The 13,325-nt window shown below is 63.4% G+C and carries 10 protein-coding genes; 9 read left to right on the top strand and 1 reads right to left on the bottom strand.

What is annotated here, in order from left to right; translation table 11 throughout:
- The first annotated feature begins 45 nt into the window (after nt 1-45).
- The 8 genes from rnr (at nt 46) to alr (ending at nt 8,472) form a co-directional block, all read left to right on the top strand.
- Nucleotides 46-2,799 (top strand): ribonuclease R, encoded by a 2,754-nt coding sequence (rnr, locus tag MnOB_RS08265; RefSeq protein WP_077523744.1) that lies wholly within the window; start codon nt 46-48, stop codon nt 2,797-2,799.
- On the top strand, nt 2,796-3,542 hold the full coding sequence (gene rlmB, locus MnOB_RS08260) for a 23S rRNA (guanosine(2251)-2'-O)-methyltransferase RlmB (RefSeq protein ID WP_077523743.1): 747 nt from the start codon (nt 2,796-2,798) through the stop codon (nt 3,540-3,542). The genes rnr and rlmB overlap by 4 nt, the downstream gene beginning before the upstream one ends.
- A gap of 209 nt (nt 3,543-3,751) precedes the next feature.
- Entirely contained in the window at nt 3,752-4,159 is a 408-nt protein-coding gene (gene rpsF / locus MnOB_RS08255; RefSeq protein ID WP_077523742.1) for a 30S ribosomal protein S6, read from the top strand.
- 28 nt (nt 4,160-4,187) lie between these two features.
- Nucleotides 4,188-4,418, top strand: a complete 231-nt coding sequence (gene rpsR, locus MnOB_RS08250) for a 30S ribosomal protein S18 (protein WP_016495030.1) — start codon at nt 4,188-4,190, stop codon at nt 4,416-4,418.
- A gap of 36 nt (nt 4,419-4,454) precedes the next feature.
- On the top strand, nt 4,455-5,348 hold the full coding sequence (locus tag MnOB_RS08245) for a YybS family protein (protein WP_077523741.1): 894 nt from the start codon (nt 4,455-4,457) through the stop codon (nt 5,346-5,348).
- Nucleotides 5,349-5,369: 21 nt separating this feature from the next.
- The gene (gene rplI, locus MnOB_RS08240) at nt 5,370-5,816 is read left to right on the top strand and encodes a 50S ribosomal protein L9 (protein ID WP_077523740.1); all 447 of its coding nucleotides are present in this window, start codon (nt 5,370-5,372) and stop codon (nt 5,814-5,816) included.
- A 113-nt stretch (nt 5,817-5,929) separates the two neighbouring features.
- Nucleotides 5,930-7,324, top strand: a complete 1,395-nt coding sequence (dnaB, locus tag MnOB_RS08235; protein WP_077523739.1) for a replicative DNA helicase — start codon at nt 5,930-5,932, stop codon at nt 7,322-7,324.
- Nucleotides 7,325-7,395: 71 nt separating this feature from the next.
- The gene (gene alr / locus MnOB_RS08230) at nt 7,396-8,472 is read left to right on the top strand and encodes an alanine racemase (RefSeq protein ID WP_077523738.1); all 1,077 of its coding nucleotides are present in this window, start codon (nt 7,396-7,398) and stop codon (nt 8,470-8,472) included.
- Nucleotides 8,473-8,751: 279 nt separating this feature from the next.
- Here the strand turns inward: alr and MnOB_RS08225 are convergent, their stop codons facing one another.
- Nucleotides 8,752-10,659: a diguanylate cyclase gene (locus tag MnOB_RS08225; protein WP_077523737.1), complete on the bottom strand. Its 1,908-nt coding sequence runs from the start codon at nt 10,657-10,659 to the stop codon at nt 8,752-8,754.
- A gap of 211 nt (nt 10,660-10,870) precedes the next feature.
- Between MnOB_RS08225 and MnOB_RS08220 the strand changes: the two genes are divergently transcribed.
- The gene (locus tag MnOB_RS08220) at nt 10,871-13,156 is read left to right on the top strand and encodes a YgiQ family radical SAM protein (RefSeq protein ID WP_077523736.1); all 2,286 of its coding nucleotides are present in this window, start codon (nt 10,871-10,873) and stop codon (nt 13,154-13,156) included.
- Nucleotides 13,157-13,325: the final 169 nt, after the last annotated feature.

Below are 13,325 nucleotides of genomic sequence, written 5' to 3'. Positions count from 1 at the left end.
ACACATGGCAAATACCTCTATGGATAAAAAGGTGATCACCCCCTAATGGCCGATTGGCAGAACCTCGACCCCGAGGCCGCTCGCGAGGCGGAAAAATACGAGAACCCCATCCCCAGCCGCGAATTGATCCTGCAGCGCCTCGACGAACGTGGCGCCCCGGCCAGTCGGGAGCAGTTGGTGGAGGAGTTCGGCTTGACCACCGACGAGCAGCTCGAAGCCCTGCGTCGTCGGCTTCGCGCCATGGAGCGCGATGGCCAGCTTATCTATACACGTCGCGGGACCTATGCACCGGTGGACAAGCTCGACCTGATCTGTGGCCGCATCAGTGGTCACCGCGATGGCTTCGGCTTCCTTATTCCTGACGACGCTTCCGAAGACCTCTTCCTCAGCCCCGCGCAGATGCGTCTGGTGTTCGATGGCGACCGCGCGTTGGCGCGGGTTTCCGGCGTCGATCGCCGTGGCCGTCGCGAAGGTGCCCTGGTGGAAGTGATCGCGCGCGCCCACGAAACCCTGGTCGGCCGCTTTTTTGAGGAAAGCGGCATTGCCCGAGTAGTCGCCGACAATCCGAAGATCCAGCAGGAAGTCCTGGTGCCCCAGGGCAAGCAGGGTGCGGCCAAGCACGGCCAGTTCGTGCAGGTGAAGATCGAGCAGTGGCCGAGCAACTTCCGATTGGCCCAGGGCGAAGTGATCGAAGTGCTGGGCGAATACATGGCGCCGGGCATGGAGATCGAAGTCGCCCTGCGCAGCTACGACATTCCGCACGAATGGCCGGCCGCTGTGATCAAGGAAGCGGCCAAGCTGAAGCCCGAGGTGGCTGAGAAGGACAAGGAAAAGCGCATCGACCTGCGCGACTTGCCCCTGGTCACCATCGACGGCGAAGACGCCCGCGACTTCGACGACGCCGTTTATGCCGAGGCCCGCAAGGGTGGCGGCTGGCGCCTGGTCGTCGCCATCGCCGACGTTTCCCACTATGTAAAGGTGGGCTCGGCGCTGGATGAAGAAGCGAGCAATCGTGGTAACTCGGTGTACTTCCCGGAAAAGGTCATTCCGATGTTGCCCGAGGTGCTTTCCAATGGCCTCTGCTCCCTGAACCCCCTGGTGGATCGCCTGGCAATGGTCTGCGATATGACCATTTCCCGCGCCGGCAAGCTGACCGGGTACGAGTTCTACGAGGCGGTCATTCATTCCCATGCGCGGCTTACCTATACGAAGGTCAGCCAGTTCCTGGAAACCCCGGATTCCGCCGAAGCCGAACAGTTCGCCGGGCAGCTGCCGCATCTGGTCAATCCGCTTCAGCAACTCTACAAGCTCTACAAGGTCCTGCTGGCGCAGCGCCAGGTGCGTGGAGCCATCGACTTCGAGACCCAGGAAACCCGCATCGTCTTCAGCGCCGACCGCAAGATCTCCGAAATCCTGCCGACCCAGCGCAATGACGCCCACAAGCTGATCGAGGAATGCATGCTGTGCGCCAACGTGGCCACCGCGCGCTTCCTCATGCAGCACGAGATTCCGGCGCTCTACCGTGTCCACGACGGTCCGCCGAGCGAGCGTCTGGATAAGTTGCGACAGTTCCTTGCCGAGCTGGGGCTGTCCCTGAATCGCGGCAAGAACGAGCCGACGCCGAGTGACTACCAGGCGCTGCTCGAGCAGATTCGCGAGCGTCCGGACTTTCACCTGATCCAGACAGTGATGCTGCGCTCCCTCAGTCAGGCCGTGTACAGCCCGGACAACGAGGGGCACTTCGGCCTCAATTACGACGCTTACACCCACTTCACATCGCCCATCCGGCGCTATCCGGACCTGCTGGTGCATCGCGCCATTCGCAGCCTGATCCGCTCCAAGCGCGAAAGCGCCCATGTACAGCGGGCCGGCGCGGCGAGCATGCCCAAGGCGCGCATCTACCCGTACGACGAAGCGCGCCTGGTCCAGCTCGGTGAGCAGTGCTCGATGACCGAGCGGCGTGCTGACGAAGCGACCCGCGATGTCACCAACTGGCTCAAGTGCGAGTACATGCGTGATCGCGTGGGCGAGACCTTCCCTGGTGTGATATCGGCAGTGACCGGCTTCGGCATCTTCGTCGAGCTGATCGACATCTATGTCGAAGGCCTGGTGCACGTGACCGCATTGCCGGGCGACTATTACCACTTCGATCCCATCCACCATCGCCTCTCTGGCGAGCGCTCTGGCCGCAGTTTCCGCCTGGGCGACGAGGTGGAAGTGGTGGTCGCGCGGGTCGATCTGGACGAGCGCAAGATCGATTTCGAGCTCTCCGACAACGTCCTCACCGCACCGGTCGGTCGCAAGAATCGCGGCACCGACAAGTCCGCTCCGGTCAAAGGCAAGGCCAAGGCTGCCGAGCCCAAGGTCGGCAAGGGCCGCAGTCGGGGTGCCAAGGGCGCTGCCCGCCACGCCCAGCGAGATACTTCAACCCTCCAGCAGGAGCCGCGGGCAGCCGTGGCGCCGCGTCGCCACCGCGCTGGCAAGGTCCAGGCGTTGCCAGCAGTGCCACCGGAAATGCTCGCCCAGGCAGAAGACATGCTTGGCAATACCGATGTGGACAAGAGTAGGGCCATGAAACAGGCGCTGCTCAGCGAGGCCCGTCAGGGGGCCAAGGCCAGCAAAGGTACGCGCCCGGCCCAGAAAACGCTGGAAAAACCGGCTAACGATGCCGCCAGGACAGGCTCCAAGCCGCCGAAGAAAAAATCCAAGGCGGCGAAGGCCAAGTCCACCGGCAAACCCACGAAACACCGCAAAGGTCCGCCAAAACCCAAGGCGCCTGGTAGCAAGGTCCAGAAATGAGTCAGTTGGAAAAGGTCTACGGCGTACATGCCGTGGAGGCGCTGCTGCGCCATCACCCCAAACGCGTCAAGCAGCTCTGGCTGGCGGAAAGTCGACATGATCCGCGGGTCCAGGTCCTTCTCGACCTGGCGGGGCAGCATCGCATCGCGGTTGGCCACAAGGATCGCCACGAGCTGGATGAGTGGGCCGAAGGTGTCCACCAGGGCGTGGTAGCCGAGGTCAGTCCCAGCCAGGTCTGGGGCGAGAACATGCTCGACGAGCTGCTTGAGCGCAGCCCGGGCGCGCCCTTGCTGCTCGCTCTGGACGGCGTCACCGATCCGCACAACCTCGGTGCCTGCCTGCGCACCGCCGATGCCGCCGGCGTGCTGGCCGTGATCGTGCCAAAGGACAAGTCCGCCACCCTCAATGCCACCGTGCGCAAGGTTGCCTGCGGCGCGGCGGAAGTCATGCCGCTGGTGGCGGTGACCAACCTGTCGCGTACCCTGGAGAAGCTGCAGAAGAAGGGCTTGTGGGTAGTCGGCACTGCCGGTGAGGCGGAGCAGGAAGTCTATGAACAGGACATGACCGGCCCGACCGTGCTGGTCATGGGCGCGGAAGGCAAGGGCATGCGCCGCCTGACTCGCGAGCATTGCGATTACCTGGTCAAGCTGCCCATGTCCGGCAGCGTCAGCAGTCTCAACGTCTCCGTGGCCACCGGCGTCTGCCTGTTCGAGGCAGTGCGCCAGCGCCGCAGTCGCCCCTGAGGCCTGCCTGCCCCGGATAGCTTTCCTGCTGTCCGGGGCTGTTCAAAGTTTCACCAATTCATCTTGCGCGGCATTCGACCCTTCTCTAGAATGTCGCCCCTTGCCGTGGGGGCAGGCTCGCGCACGTCCCCGACCCGGCAAGCCCAAACGAGATATTCACTCCTTGCCTGACCACTATGTTGGCAGGCTACAACCCGTAAGGAGCATTTATGCGTCATTACGAAATCATCTTCCTGGTTCACCCGGACCAGAGCGAGCAGGTTGGCGGCATGGTTGAGCGCTACACCAAGCTCATCGAAGAAGACGGTGGCAAGATTCACCGCCTGGAAGACTGGGGCCGTCGTCAGCTGGCCTACGCCATCAACAACGTTCACAAGGCTCACTACGTGATGCTGAACGTTGAGTGCAGCGGCAAAGCCCTCGCCGAGCTGGAAGACAACTTCCGCTACAACGACGCCGTCATCCGTAACCTGGTCATCCGTCGCGACGAAGCCATCACTGGCCAGTCCGAGATGCTCAAGGCCGAGGAAAACCGCAACGAGCGCCGTGAGCGCCGTGAGCGCGTTGAGACTGACGCTGTCGCCGAAGGCGAAGACAGCGACAACGCTGACGAGTAATCCACGGATCTATTGAGGAGCCAAGTTCATGGCACGTTTCTTCCGTCGTCGTAAGTTCTGCCGTTTCACCGCTGAAGGCGTGAAAGAGATCGACTTCAAGGATCTCAACACCCTGAAGGCATACGTCTCCGAAACCGGCAAGATCGTTCCGAGCCGTATCACCGGCACCAAAGCCAAGTATCAGCGTCAGCTGGCTACCGCTATCAAGCGCGCCCGCTACCTGGCCCTGCTGCCCTACACCGACAGCCACGGCCGTTGATCTCGGTCGGTCGACCTAAGTAAGGGATAGATCGCAATGCGCGCTCTGGCGGAATTCATCATGCGCGGCCGTATGCAGGCCACCCTCGTGGTGGCGGGTGCAGCGGCTTTGCCCCTGATGTTCTGGCTGAGCGCAGCCGCAGGTTGCCTGGTGCTGCTGCGGCGTGGTGTGAACGATGCTCTCGGCATCATTGCCTGGGCCCTGCTGCCAGCTCTTGGCTGGTGGTATTTCGGCGAGCCGCGCACCTTGATGGTGCTGGTCGGTGCGCTGGGATTGGCTCTGGTACTGCGTTCCAGCGTGTCCTGGACGCGGGTGCTGATGATCAGCGTGGCGCTTGGTCTGTTGTACGGCCTGGTGCTGGGCGCGGTGTTCCGCGAACCCATTGCCGCCATGGCGGGTGAGCTGCAGAAGCTCATGCCGCAGGTGATGGGTGGCGTCTATTCGCAATTGGCGGATGACGAGCGAGCGCGTCTGGGAGCCATGGTCGCGCCGGTCCTGACCGGCCTGATCGCTGCGCTGCTGCAGCTGGTCAGCGTGCTGAGCCTGACGCTCGGCCGCTACTGGCAGGCAGCCCTGTACAACCCCGGTGGTTTCGGCAGCGAGTTCCGCGCGCTGAAACTGCCGCCGGCACTGGCCTTCGGCCTGCTGGCCGCCATGCTGCTGGGTCCGAACCTGGGCCTGGAGCTGGCGATGCTGACACCGATCTGCAGCGTGCCGCTGGCTTTCGCCGGCCTGGCCCTGGTGCACGGTCTGGCGAAGCAGGGTGGGCTGGCCGGTTTCTGGCTGGTCGGTTTGTACGTGTCGCTGTTGCTGTTCATGCAGTTGATCTATCCGTTGCTGGTGGTTTTGGCCATCGTCGACAGTCTGATTGATTTTCGCGGTCGCAAGGCGCGCAAGAATGGCGCCGGTCCCGCGAACGGTGAAGGTTAAAAGTTAAGAGGTAAGACCCAAATGGAAGTCATCCTGCTGGAAAAAATCGCCAACCTGGGCAACCTGGGCGACAAGGTGAACGTAAAGTCCGGCTACGGCCGTAACTTCCTGCTGCCGAAAGGCAAGGCCACCGCTGCTACCGCTGCGAACGTTGCTGCGTTCGAAGCCCGCCGCGCTGAGCTGGAAAAGCAGGCTGCCGATAAGAAGGCTGCTGCCGAAACCCGCGCTGCCCAGCTGTCCGAACTGGAAGTGACCATCACTGCCAGCGCCGGCGACGAAGGCAAGCTGTTCGGTTCCATCGGCACCCACGACATCGCTGACGCCCTGACCGCCGCTGGCGTTCCGGTTGCCAAGGCCGAAGTCCGCCTGCCGAACGGCACCATTCGTCAAGTTGGCGAATACGACGTTGCTCTGCACCTGCACACCGACGTTGAAGCTGCGGTCAAGCTGATCGTGGTTGCCGGCTAAGCAAGCCGTCGAGGTGAGCTTGCACTCAGGTGCGGGCTCGCTAACATCGGGCACGTCATTGCGAAAGCGGTGACGTGCCCGATGTCTTTCCAGTCCGAGAATTTTCCGAGCCCATGAACGAAATCACCGCCCCGGAACAGTTCGACCTGCAAACCGCCGCCCTGAAGGTGCCGCCGCACTCAATCGAGGCCGAGCAGGCTGTCCTCGGGGGCCTGATGCTGGACAACAATGCCTGGGAGCGCGTGCTCGACCAGGTGTCCGACGGCGACTTCTATCGTCACGATCATCGGCTGATCTTCCGCGCCATCTTCAAGCTGGCCGAACGCAACATGCCGTTCGACGTGGTCACCCTGTCCGAACAGCTGGACAAGGAAGGCCAATTGTCCCAGGTCGGTGGCCTGGCCTACCTCGGCGAACTGGCGAAGAACACCCCGTCGGTGGCCAACATCAAGGCCTATGCCCAGATCATTCGCGAGCGCGCCACGCTGCGCCAACTGATCGGCATCAGCACTGAAATCGCCGACAGCGCCTATGCGCCCCAGGGGCGGACCGGTGAAGAGATCCTCGACGAAGCCGAGCGCCTGATCTTCCAGATCGCCGAGGCACGTCCGAAGACCGGCGGCCCGGTGGGCATCAATGACATCCTGGTCAAGGCCATCGACCGCATCGACGAGCTGTTCAACAACGGCGATGCCATCACCGGCCTGTCCACCGGTTTCAACGACCTCGACAACCTGACCAGTGGCCTGCAGCCGGCCGACATGATCATCGTCGCTGGCCGTCCGTCCATGGGTAAGACCACCTTCGCCATGAACCTGGTGGAAAACGCCCTGATGCGCAGCGACAAGGCGATCCTGGTGTACTCCCTGGAGATGCCCTCCGAATCCATCGTGATTCGTATGCTCGCGTCCCTCGGTCGCATCGACCAGACCAAGGTCCGCGCCGGCCGCCTGGACGACGACGATTGGCCGCGCCTGACTTCTGCGGTCAACCTGCTTAATGATCGCAAGCTGTTCATCGATGACACCGCCGGCATCTCGCCTTCCGAGATGCGCGCCCGTACCCGCCGCCTGGCGCGCGAGCACGGAGAGATCGGCCTGATCATGGTCGACTACCTGCAGCTGATGCAGATTCCCGGTTCCAGCGGCGATAGCCGGGTGAACGAGATCTCCGAGATTTCGCGCTCGCTCAAGGCCCTGGCCAAGGAGTTCAACTGCCCGGTGATCGCCCTGTCCCAGCTGAACCGGGGTCTTGAACAGCGTCCGAACAAACGCCCGATCAACTCCGACCTTCGCGAATCCGGGGCGATCGAGCAGGACGCCGACATCATCCTGTTCGTGTACCGCGACGAGGTGTACCACCCCGAGACCGAGTTCAAGGGCGTGGCCGAAATCATCATCGGCAAGCAGCGTAACGGTCCGCTGGGCACCGCGCGGCTGGCCTTCCTCGGCAAGTACTCGCGTTTCGAGAACCTCGCGCCCGGCGCGTATCAGTTCGACGACGAATAAGCTGCAGGTCAATGAATGCGGGCGTCCAGGCGGTATGATGGGCGCCCGTTTTCGTTCATGAGCCTGTCTCAATGCGCCCGCTGATCGCTGCCGTCGACCTTTCCGCCATCCGCCACAACTATGCCCTCGCCAAGCGCTGTGCGCCGGGGCGCCAGGCCTTTGCGGTGGTCAAGGCGAATGCCTATGGCCACGGCGTGCGTGAAGTGGTCGCCAGTCTGCGTGGCGAGGCCGATGGCTTTGCCGTTGCCTGCCTGGAAGAGGCCGCCGAAGTGCGCGCGCTGGACGACGAGGCGCGTGTACTGCTGCTGGAAGGCTGCTTCGAGCCGGCCGAGTATCATCTCGCCGCCCAACTCGGGCTGGACTTGGTGGTGCAAGGGCCGGAGCAGGCTGAGGCACTGCTGGCCGCTGCCATCGGCCGCCCTGTGAATGTCTGGCTCAAGCTGGATTCCGGCATGCACCGCCTCGGCTTCACCGCGGACGCCCTGCGTCACTGGCATGCACGCCTGCGCACCGCGGCCCAGGTGGCGGAACTCAACCTGATCAGCCATTTCGCCTGTGCCGACCTGCGTGGCCATACGCTCAACGAGGTCCAGCTGGAAGCCTTTCTCGACCTGCTGGATCTCGACTTCGACCAGCGCAGCCTGGCCAACTCCGCCGCCATTCTCACCATGCCCGCATCCCATATGGATTGGCTGCGCCCCGGCATCATGCTCTACGGTGCCACGCCGCTGGCTGATCTCAGTGCGGCCGAATTGGGCCTGAAGCCCGCCATGAGCCTCAGCGCCCAGCTGATTGGGGTGCGCGAGATCGAGATCGGGGAGACCGTGGGTTATGGCGCGACCTGGGAAGCCACGCGGCCGTCGCGCATCGGCACGGTCAGCTGCGGCTATGCCGACGGTTATCCGCGTCACGCTCCCAGTGGCACCCCGGTGGTGGTCAACGGCCGTCGCGTGCCGCTGGTGGGCCGGGTGTCCATGGACATGCTGGCGGTAGACCTCAGCGAGATGCCCGAGGCGCGTGTCGGTGACCCCGTAGAGCTCTGGGGCGCGCAGCTGCCGGTGGACGAACTGGCCCAGGCCTGCGGCACCATCGGCTACGAGCTGCTGACCAAGGTCACCGCACGCGTACCGCGCCGCTACCTGGCCTGATCCCGCCTTTTTGTGGGCGAATTCATTTGAATTTGGGAAACCACGCCTTGAAGACGTGGTCATGCGTCACCGTGATTCGAATCCCCGTGAAGCCGATCCGGTAGGGTGCGCCGTGCGCACCGGCGGTTTGAGGTGGCGTCGAAGCTGATCCTGAAGTCGGTGCGCACAGCGCACCCTACGCTCGAGACCGAACTAAATCGCCCTCTTCCAGGGGGCTACCCAAGTCCACGCTCTACGAACGTGGATTTAAAATCGCGAAAAAGCCGCGAGGCGGTTCCGCTACAGCAATCCGCTGGGCGTCTTCAGTACGTCCAGTTGCAGGCTGGTCTCGGAAGACAGCTCGCCATCCTCACCGAACAGCACCATGCCTGAGCGGCCGCGGGCCTTGACCTTGTAAAGCGCCCGGTCGGCTGTCTGGTAAAGCCCGGCGAAATGCCGGGCATGGCGCGGGTAGAGCGCGATGCCGATGCTGATGCTCACCGACAGTTTCTCCGCGCCGTAGCACATCGGCGCCGCCAGCTCCTCCAGGAGGCGCCGGGCCAGTTTGCAGGCCTCGGCCTCGGCATCCGGCCCGCCGATCAGCACGGCGAACTCGTCGCCGCCCAGGCGCGCTACCGCGTCTCCGCCACGGACATGCTCGCGCAGGCGCCGGCTGATGGTGCGCAGCATCTCGTCACCAGCGTCATGGCCGAAGCGGTCATTGATCGGTTTGAAGTGGTCCAGGTCGATCAGCATCAGTGCGAGTTGCTCTTCGTGGCGCTTGGCGTTGGCCAGTGCCGACTCGGTGCGCTCGATCAGGTAGCGGCGGTTCGGCAGGTCGGTCAGGGCATCGTGGAAGGCGGCATGTTCCAGGGCGCGTTCACGATCACTGAGGCGCTGGTTGGCGGCGGCCAGTTCCGCGGTGCGGGTGGTGACCGCAGCCTGCAATTCATCGGCGCTGGCCTGCATCTGCGCCAGCCGCGCGGCCTTCTCGCGGTCGGCCTGTTCGAGTGCAGCAGCACGATCCTGCTTGAGCATCTGGATGCGATAGGCCAGGGCGAAGGAGAACAGGATCGACTCGGTCGCGACGGCAACCGGGAACATGTAGGCGGTGAAGTTGATCGGCTGGATCAAGCCGGCGGCGCGCATCACCAGTATGGCGGTGCTGACCAGCACGGTGCCGTAGCCGACCAGGTAGAAGCGCGCCGGAATGAAGCCCTGGCGCCAACGGACCACGGCGCTGATCAGGGCCGTGGGCACGGTCACGATGGGCGTGATGGCGATCAGCAGGGCGCCTTCGGCGCGATAACCGAAGACATTGATCACGATGGCGAGGGCATAGAGCACGCAGGCCACATTGAACAGCCGGTCGGCCCAGCGCAGGCCCCGGCGCGTATAGAGCAGCTCCTGGGTGAAGCGCATCACGAAGATGCCCCACAGGGAGGGCAGGGTGATGCGGTCCAGCCAGATCGGCACCGCGCGGTCCGGCCAGAAGTACTGGAACCCGTGGCCGGTCATGCTGAGGATGAACACCAGCGCGGAGGCCGTGGCCAGCACATACCAGAGGTAGGCCTTGTCGCGCAGCGCCGCGAGGATGAACAGGTTGTAGAGGAACAGCGCCAGGATCACCCCGTAGACCAGTCCGAAGCCGAGGTTTTCAGTGGACTTCAGTTCCTTCAGGTCATCCGCCTGCCAGATCTTGAGCGGGAAGGAGTTGCCGGCTGGATCGTAGCTGCGGAAGTACAGGGTCAGGGGCTGGGCATCGATTTCCGGGAGCTTGAACAGCATGCGGCGGTAGGAGTAGTCGCGGGTCTCGGCGAAGGGCAGGACCTCGCTGGATTCGCGCTGGCTCCAGCCGCCGCGGCCGTCCGGTAGGAACAGGCTGACCCGGTACACAGTAATGCCGGAGTTCTCCAGCCACCATTGCTGGGGGGCGTCGCTGCTGCGGCTGAGCTGCACCCGCACCCACCACACGCTGCGGCTCTGGCCGACGGTGGCTCGACCATTGGCCGGCACGAAGCGCTGCTGCACGTCCGGCTTGGCCATGTCCTGGATATCCAGCGTGCCGTCTGGGTCTTCCAGCAGGTCGATCGCACCATTGAGCGTCGCGCCGCTGCTCTGGGGCGTCAGTTCGAAGGCCGCCTGCACTGGCAAGCCGAGGCCCAGCCAGCAGAGGAGCAAGAGGAGGGAAAGGATCGGACGTCGCACCGCACACGCTCCTTGTAAGTTATTTACTACTGCGGCTTGGCGGTTTGTAGGTCGGCAGGAGTATAGCTAGCCGAAAAATCTGTGATCACTTTGTACGCGATTTCCTACAGCCTTGCATTCGGGCCTTGAAGAAACCCAGCGTCAGCGTCGGATTTGCTCAAAATTTGTGCTATATTCCGCGCCCCGTAAAAAAGCCCGCTGGTCAAAAAATATGCAAGCTGCGAAGCCGCTGTTCGACTATCCGAAGTACTGGGCCGAGTGTTTCGGTCCCGCACCCTTCCTGCCGATGAGCCGGGAAGAGATGGATCAGCTCGGCTGGGATTCCTGCGACATCATCATCGTGACCGGCGACGCCTACGTCGACCATCCGTCCTTCGGCATGGCCATCATCGGCCGCCTGCTGGAAGCCCAGGGTTTCCGCGTGGGCATCATTGCCCAGCCGGACTGGCGCTCGAAGGACGACTTCATGAAGCTCGGCGAGCCGAACCTGTTCTTCGGTGTGGCAGCGGGCAACATGGACTCCATGATCAACCGCTACACCGCGGACAAGAAGATCCGTTCCGACGACGCCTATACCCCCGGCGGCCTGGCCGGCAAGCGGCCCGACCGTGCCAGCCTGGTGTACAGCCAGCGCTGCAAGGAAGCCTTCAGCCATGTCCCGGTGATTCTCGGCGGCATCGAGGCCTCCCTGCGCCGCATCGCCCACTACGACTACTGGCAGGACAAGGTGCGCCGCTCCATCCTCATGGACGCCACCGCCGACATCCTGCTGTACGGCAATGCCGAGCGTGCCGTCGTCGAGATCGCCCAGCGCCTGTCCTGGGGCGAGTCCATCGACGGCATCACCGATGTGCGTGGCACTGCCTTCATTCGCCGCGACACCCCAGCGGACTGGTTCGAGATCGACTCCACCCGCATTGACCGCCCGGGCCATGTCGACAAGATCATCAACCCCTACGTCAACACCCAGGACACCGCCGCCTGCGCCATCGAGCAGGAAAAAGGCCCGGTCGACGATCCGGAAGAGGCCAAGGTGGTGCAGCTGCTGCCCAACCCGCGCCTGACCCGCGACAAGACCGTGATCCGCCTGCCGTCCTTCGAGAAGGTGCGCAATGACCCGGTGCTCTATGCCCACGCCAACCGCGTGCTGCACCTGGAGACCAACCCCGGCAACGCCCGCGCGCTGGTTCAGCGCCATGGCGATGTGGACGTGTGGTTCAACGCGCCGCCGATCCCGATGACCACCGAAGAGATGGACTACGTCTTCGGCATGCCCTACGCCCGCGTCCCGCACCCCGCGTACGGCAAGGAAAAGATCCCGGCCTACGAGATGATTCGCTTCTCGGTGAACATCATGCGTGGCTGCTTCGGCGGCTGCACCTTCTGCTCCATCACCGAGCACGAAGGCCGGATCATCCAGAACCGCTCGCATGATTCGATCATTCGTGAGATCGAAGAGATGCGCGACAAGGTTCCGGGCTTCACTGGCGTGGTCTCGGACCTCGGCGGGCCGACCGCGAACATGTACCGGATCGCCTGCAAGGACCCGGAAATCGAGAAGCACTGCCGCAAGCCGTCCTGCGTGTTCCCGGGCATCTGCGAAAACCTCAACACCGACCACAGTTCTCTGATCGAGCTGTATCGCAAGGCGCGCGCCCTGCCGGGGGTGAAGAAGATCCTCATCGCCTCGGGCCTGCGCTATGACCTCGCGGTGGAGTCGCCGGAATACGTCAAGGAACTGGTCACCCACCATGTTGGCGGTTACCTGAAGATCGCTCCGGAGCACACCGAGCGTGGTCCGCTGGACAAGATGATGAAGCCGGGGATCGGCTCCTACGACCGCTTCAAGCAGATGTTCGAGAAGTTCTCGAAGGAAGCGGGCAAGGAGCAGTACCTGATCCCGTACTTCATCGCTGCCCACCCCGGCACCACGGACGAGGACATGATGAACCTCGCCCTCTGGCTCAAGCGCAACGGCTTCCGCGCGGACCAGGTGCAGGCCTTCTACCCGTCTCCCATGGCCAGCGCCACCGCCATGTACCACTCGGGCAAGAACCCCCTGCGCAAGGTCACCTACAAGAGCGACGGGGTGACGATCGTCAAGAGCGAGGAACAGCGCCGTCTGCACAAGGCTTTCCTGCGCTACCACGATCCGAAGGGCTGGCCGATGCTGCGCGCCGCACTGGAACGCATGGGCCGCGCCGATCTGATTGGCAACGGCAAGCACCACCTGATTCCGACCTACCAGCCGGAAACTGGCGAGTACCAGAGCGCCCGCCGCAAGAACTCCACCCCGGCCGGCAGCAAGAAAGTCGGCAAGGTGCTTACCCAGCACACCGGCCTGCCACCCCGCGCCAGCGACGGCAGCAATCCTTGGGACAAGCGCGAGCAGGCCAAGGCCGCCGCCTTTGCCCGCAAGCAGGCCGAGAACAAGGCCGCTGCATCGGAGAAAGGTGGGAAGAAGAAGCCCGCCAAGCGGCCAGTCGCGCCGCGTTGATGAAAACGCCAGCCTTCGGGCTGGCGTTTTCGTATCCGCGCCCCTTGTAGGAGCGAGCTCTGCTCGCGAACAACCGTGCCGAAGGCTCGCTCCTACGCTGTCGTCTGTCGGCTTCTTCCTACAAGATAGCGATTGGTACTATAGTGCTAAAATCTAAAAAAGCACCTGG

It is taken from the genome of Metapseudomonas resinovorans (assembly GCF_002003485.1).
Classification (GTDB): Bacteria; Pseudomonadota; Gammaproteobacteria; order Pseudomonadales; family Pseudomonadaceae; genus Metapseudomonas; species Metapseudomonas resinovorans_D.
The sequence above is the reverse complement of the archived record's forward strand: the minus strand, read 5'-3'. Positions and strand labels throughout refer to the sequence as shown.

What these genes read in the sequence shown, in the direction of transcription:
- rnr (WP_077523744.1), top strand. Translation starts at nt 46, where the DNA reads ATGGCCGATTGGCAGAACCTCGACCCCGAGGCCGCTCGCGAGGCGGAA.
- rlmB (WP_077523743.1), top strand. Translation starts at nt 2,796, where the DNA reads ATGAGTCAGTTGGAAAAGGTCTACGGCGTACATGCCGTGGAGGCGCTG.
- rpsF (WP_077523742.1), top strand. Translation starts at nt 3,752, where the DNA reads ATGCGTCATTACGAAATCATCTTCCTGGTTCACCCGGACCAGAGCGAG.
- rpsR (WP_016495030.1), top strand. Translation starts at nt 4,188, where the DNA reads ATGGCACGTTTCTTCCGTCGTCGTAAGTTCTGCCGTTTCACCGCTGAA.
- MnOB_RS08245 (WP_077523741.1), top strand. Translation starts at nt 4,455, where the DNA reads ATGCGCGCTCTGGCGGAATTCATCATGCGCGGCCGTATGCAGGCCACC.
- rplI (WP_077523740.1), top strand. Translation starts at nt 5,370, where the DNA reads ATGGAAGTCATCCTGCTGGAAAAAATCGCCAACCTGGGCAACCTGGGC.
- dnaB (WP_077523739.1), top strand. Translation starts at nt 5,930, where the DNA reads ATGAACGAAATCACCGCCCCGGAACAGTTCGACCTGCAAACCGCCGCC.
- alr (WP_077523738.1), top strand. Translation starts at nt 7,396, where the DNA reads ATGCGCCCGCTGATCGCTGCCGTCGACCTTTCCGCCATCCGCCACAAC.
- MnOB_RS08220 (WP_077523736.1), top strand. Translation starts at nt 10,871, where the DNA reads ATGCAAGCTGCGAAGCCGCTGTTCGACTATCCGAAGTACTGGGCCGAG.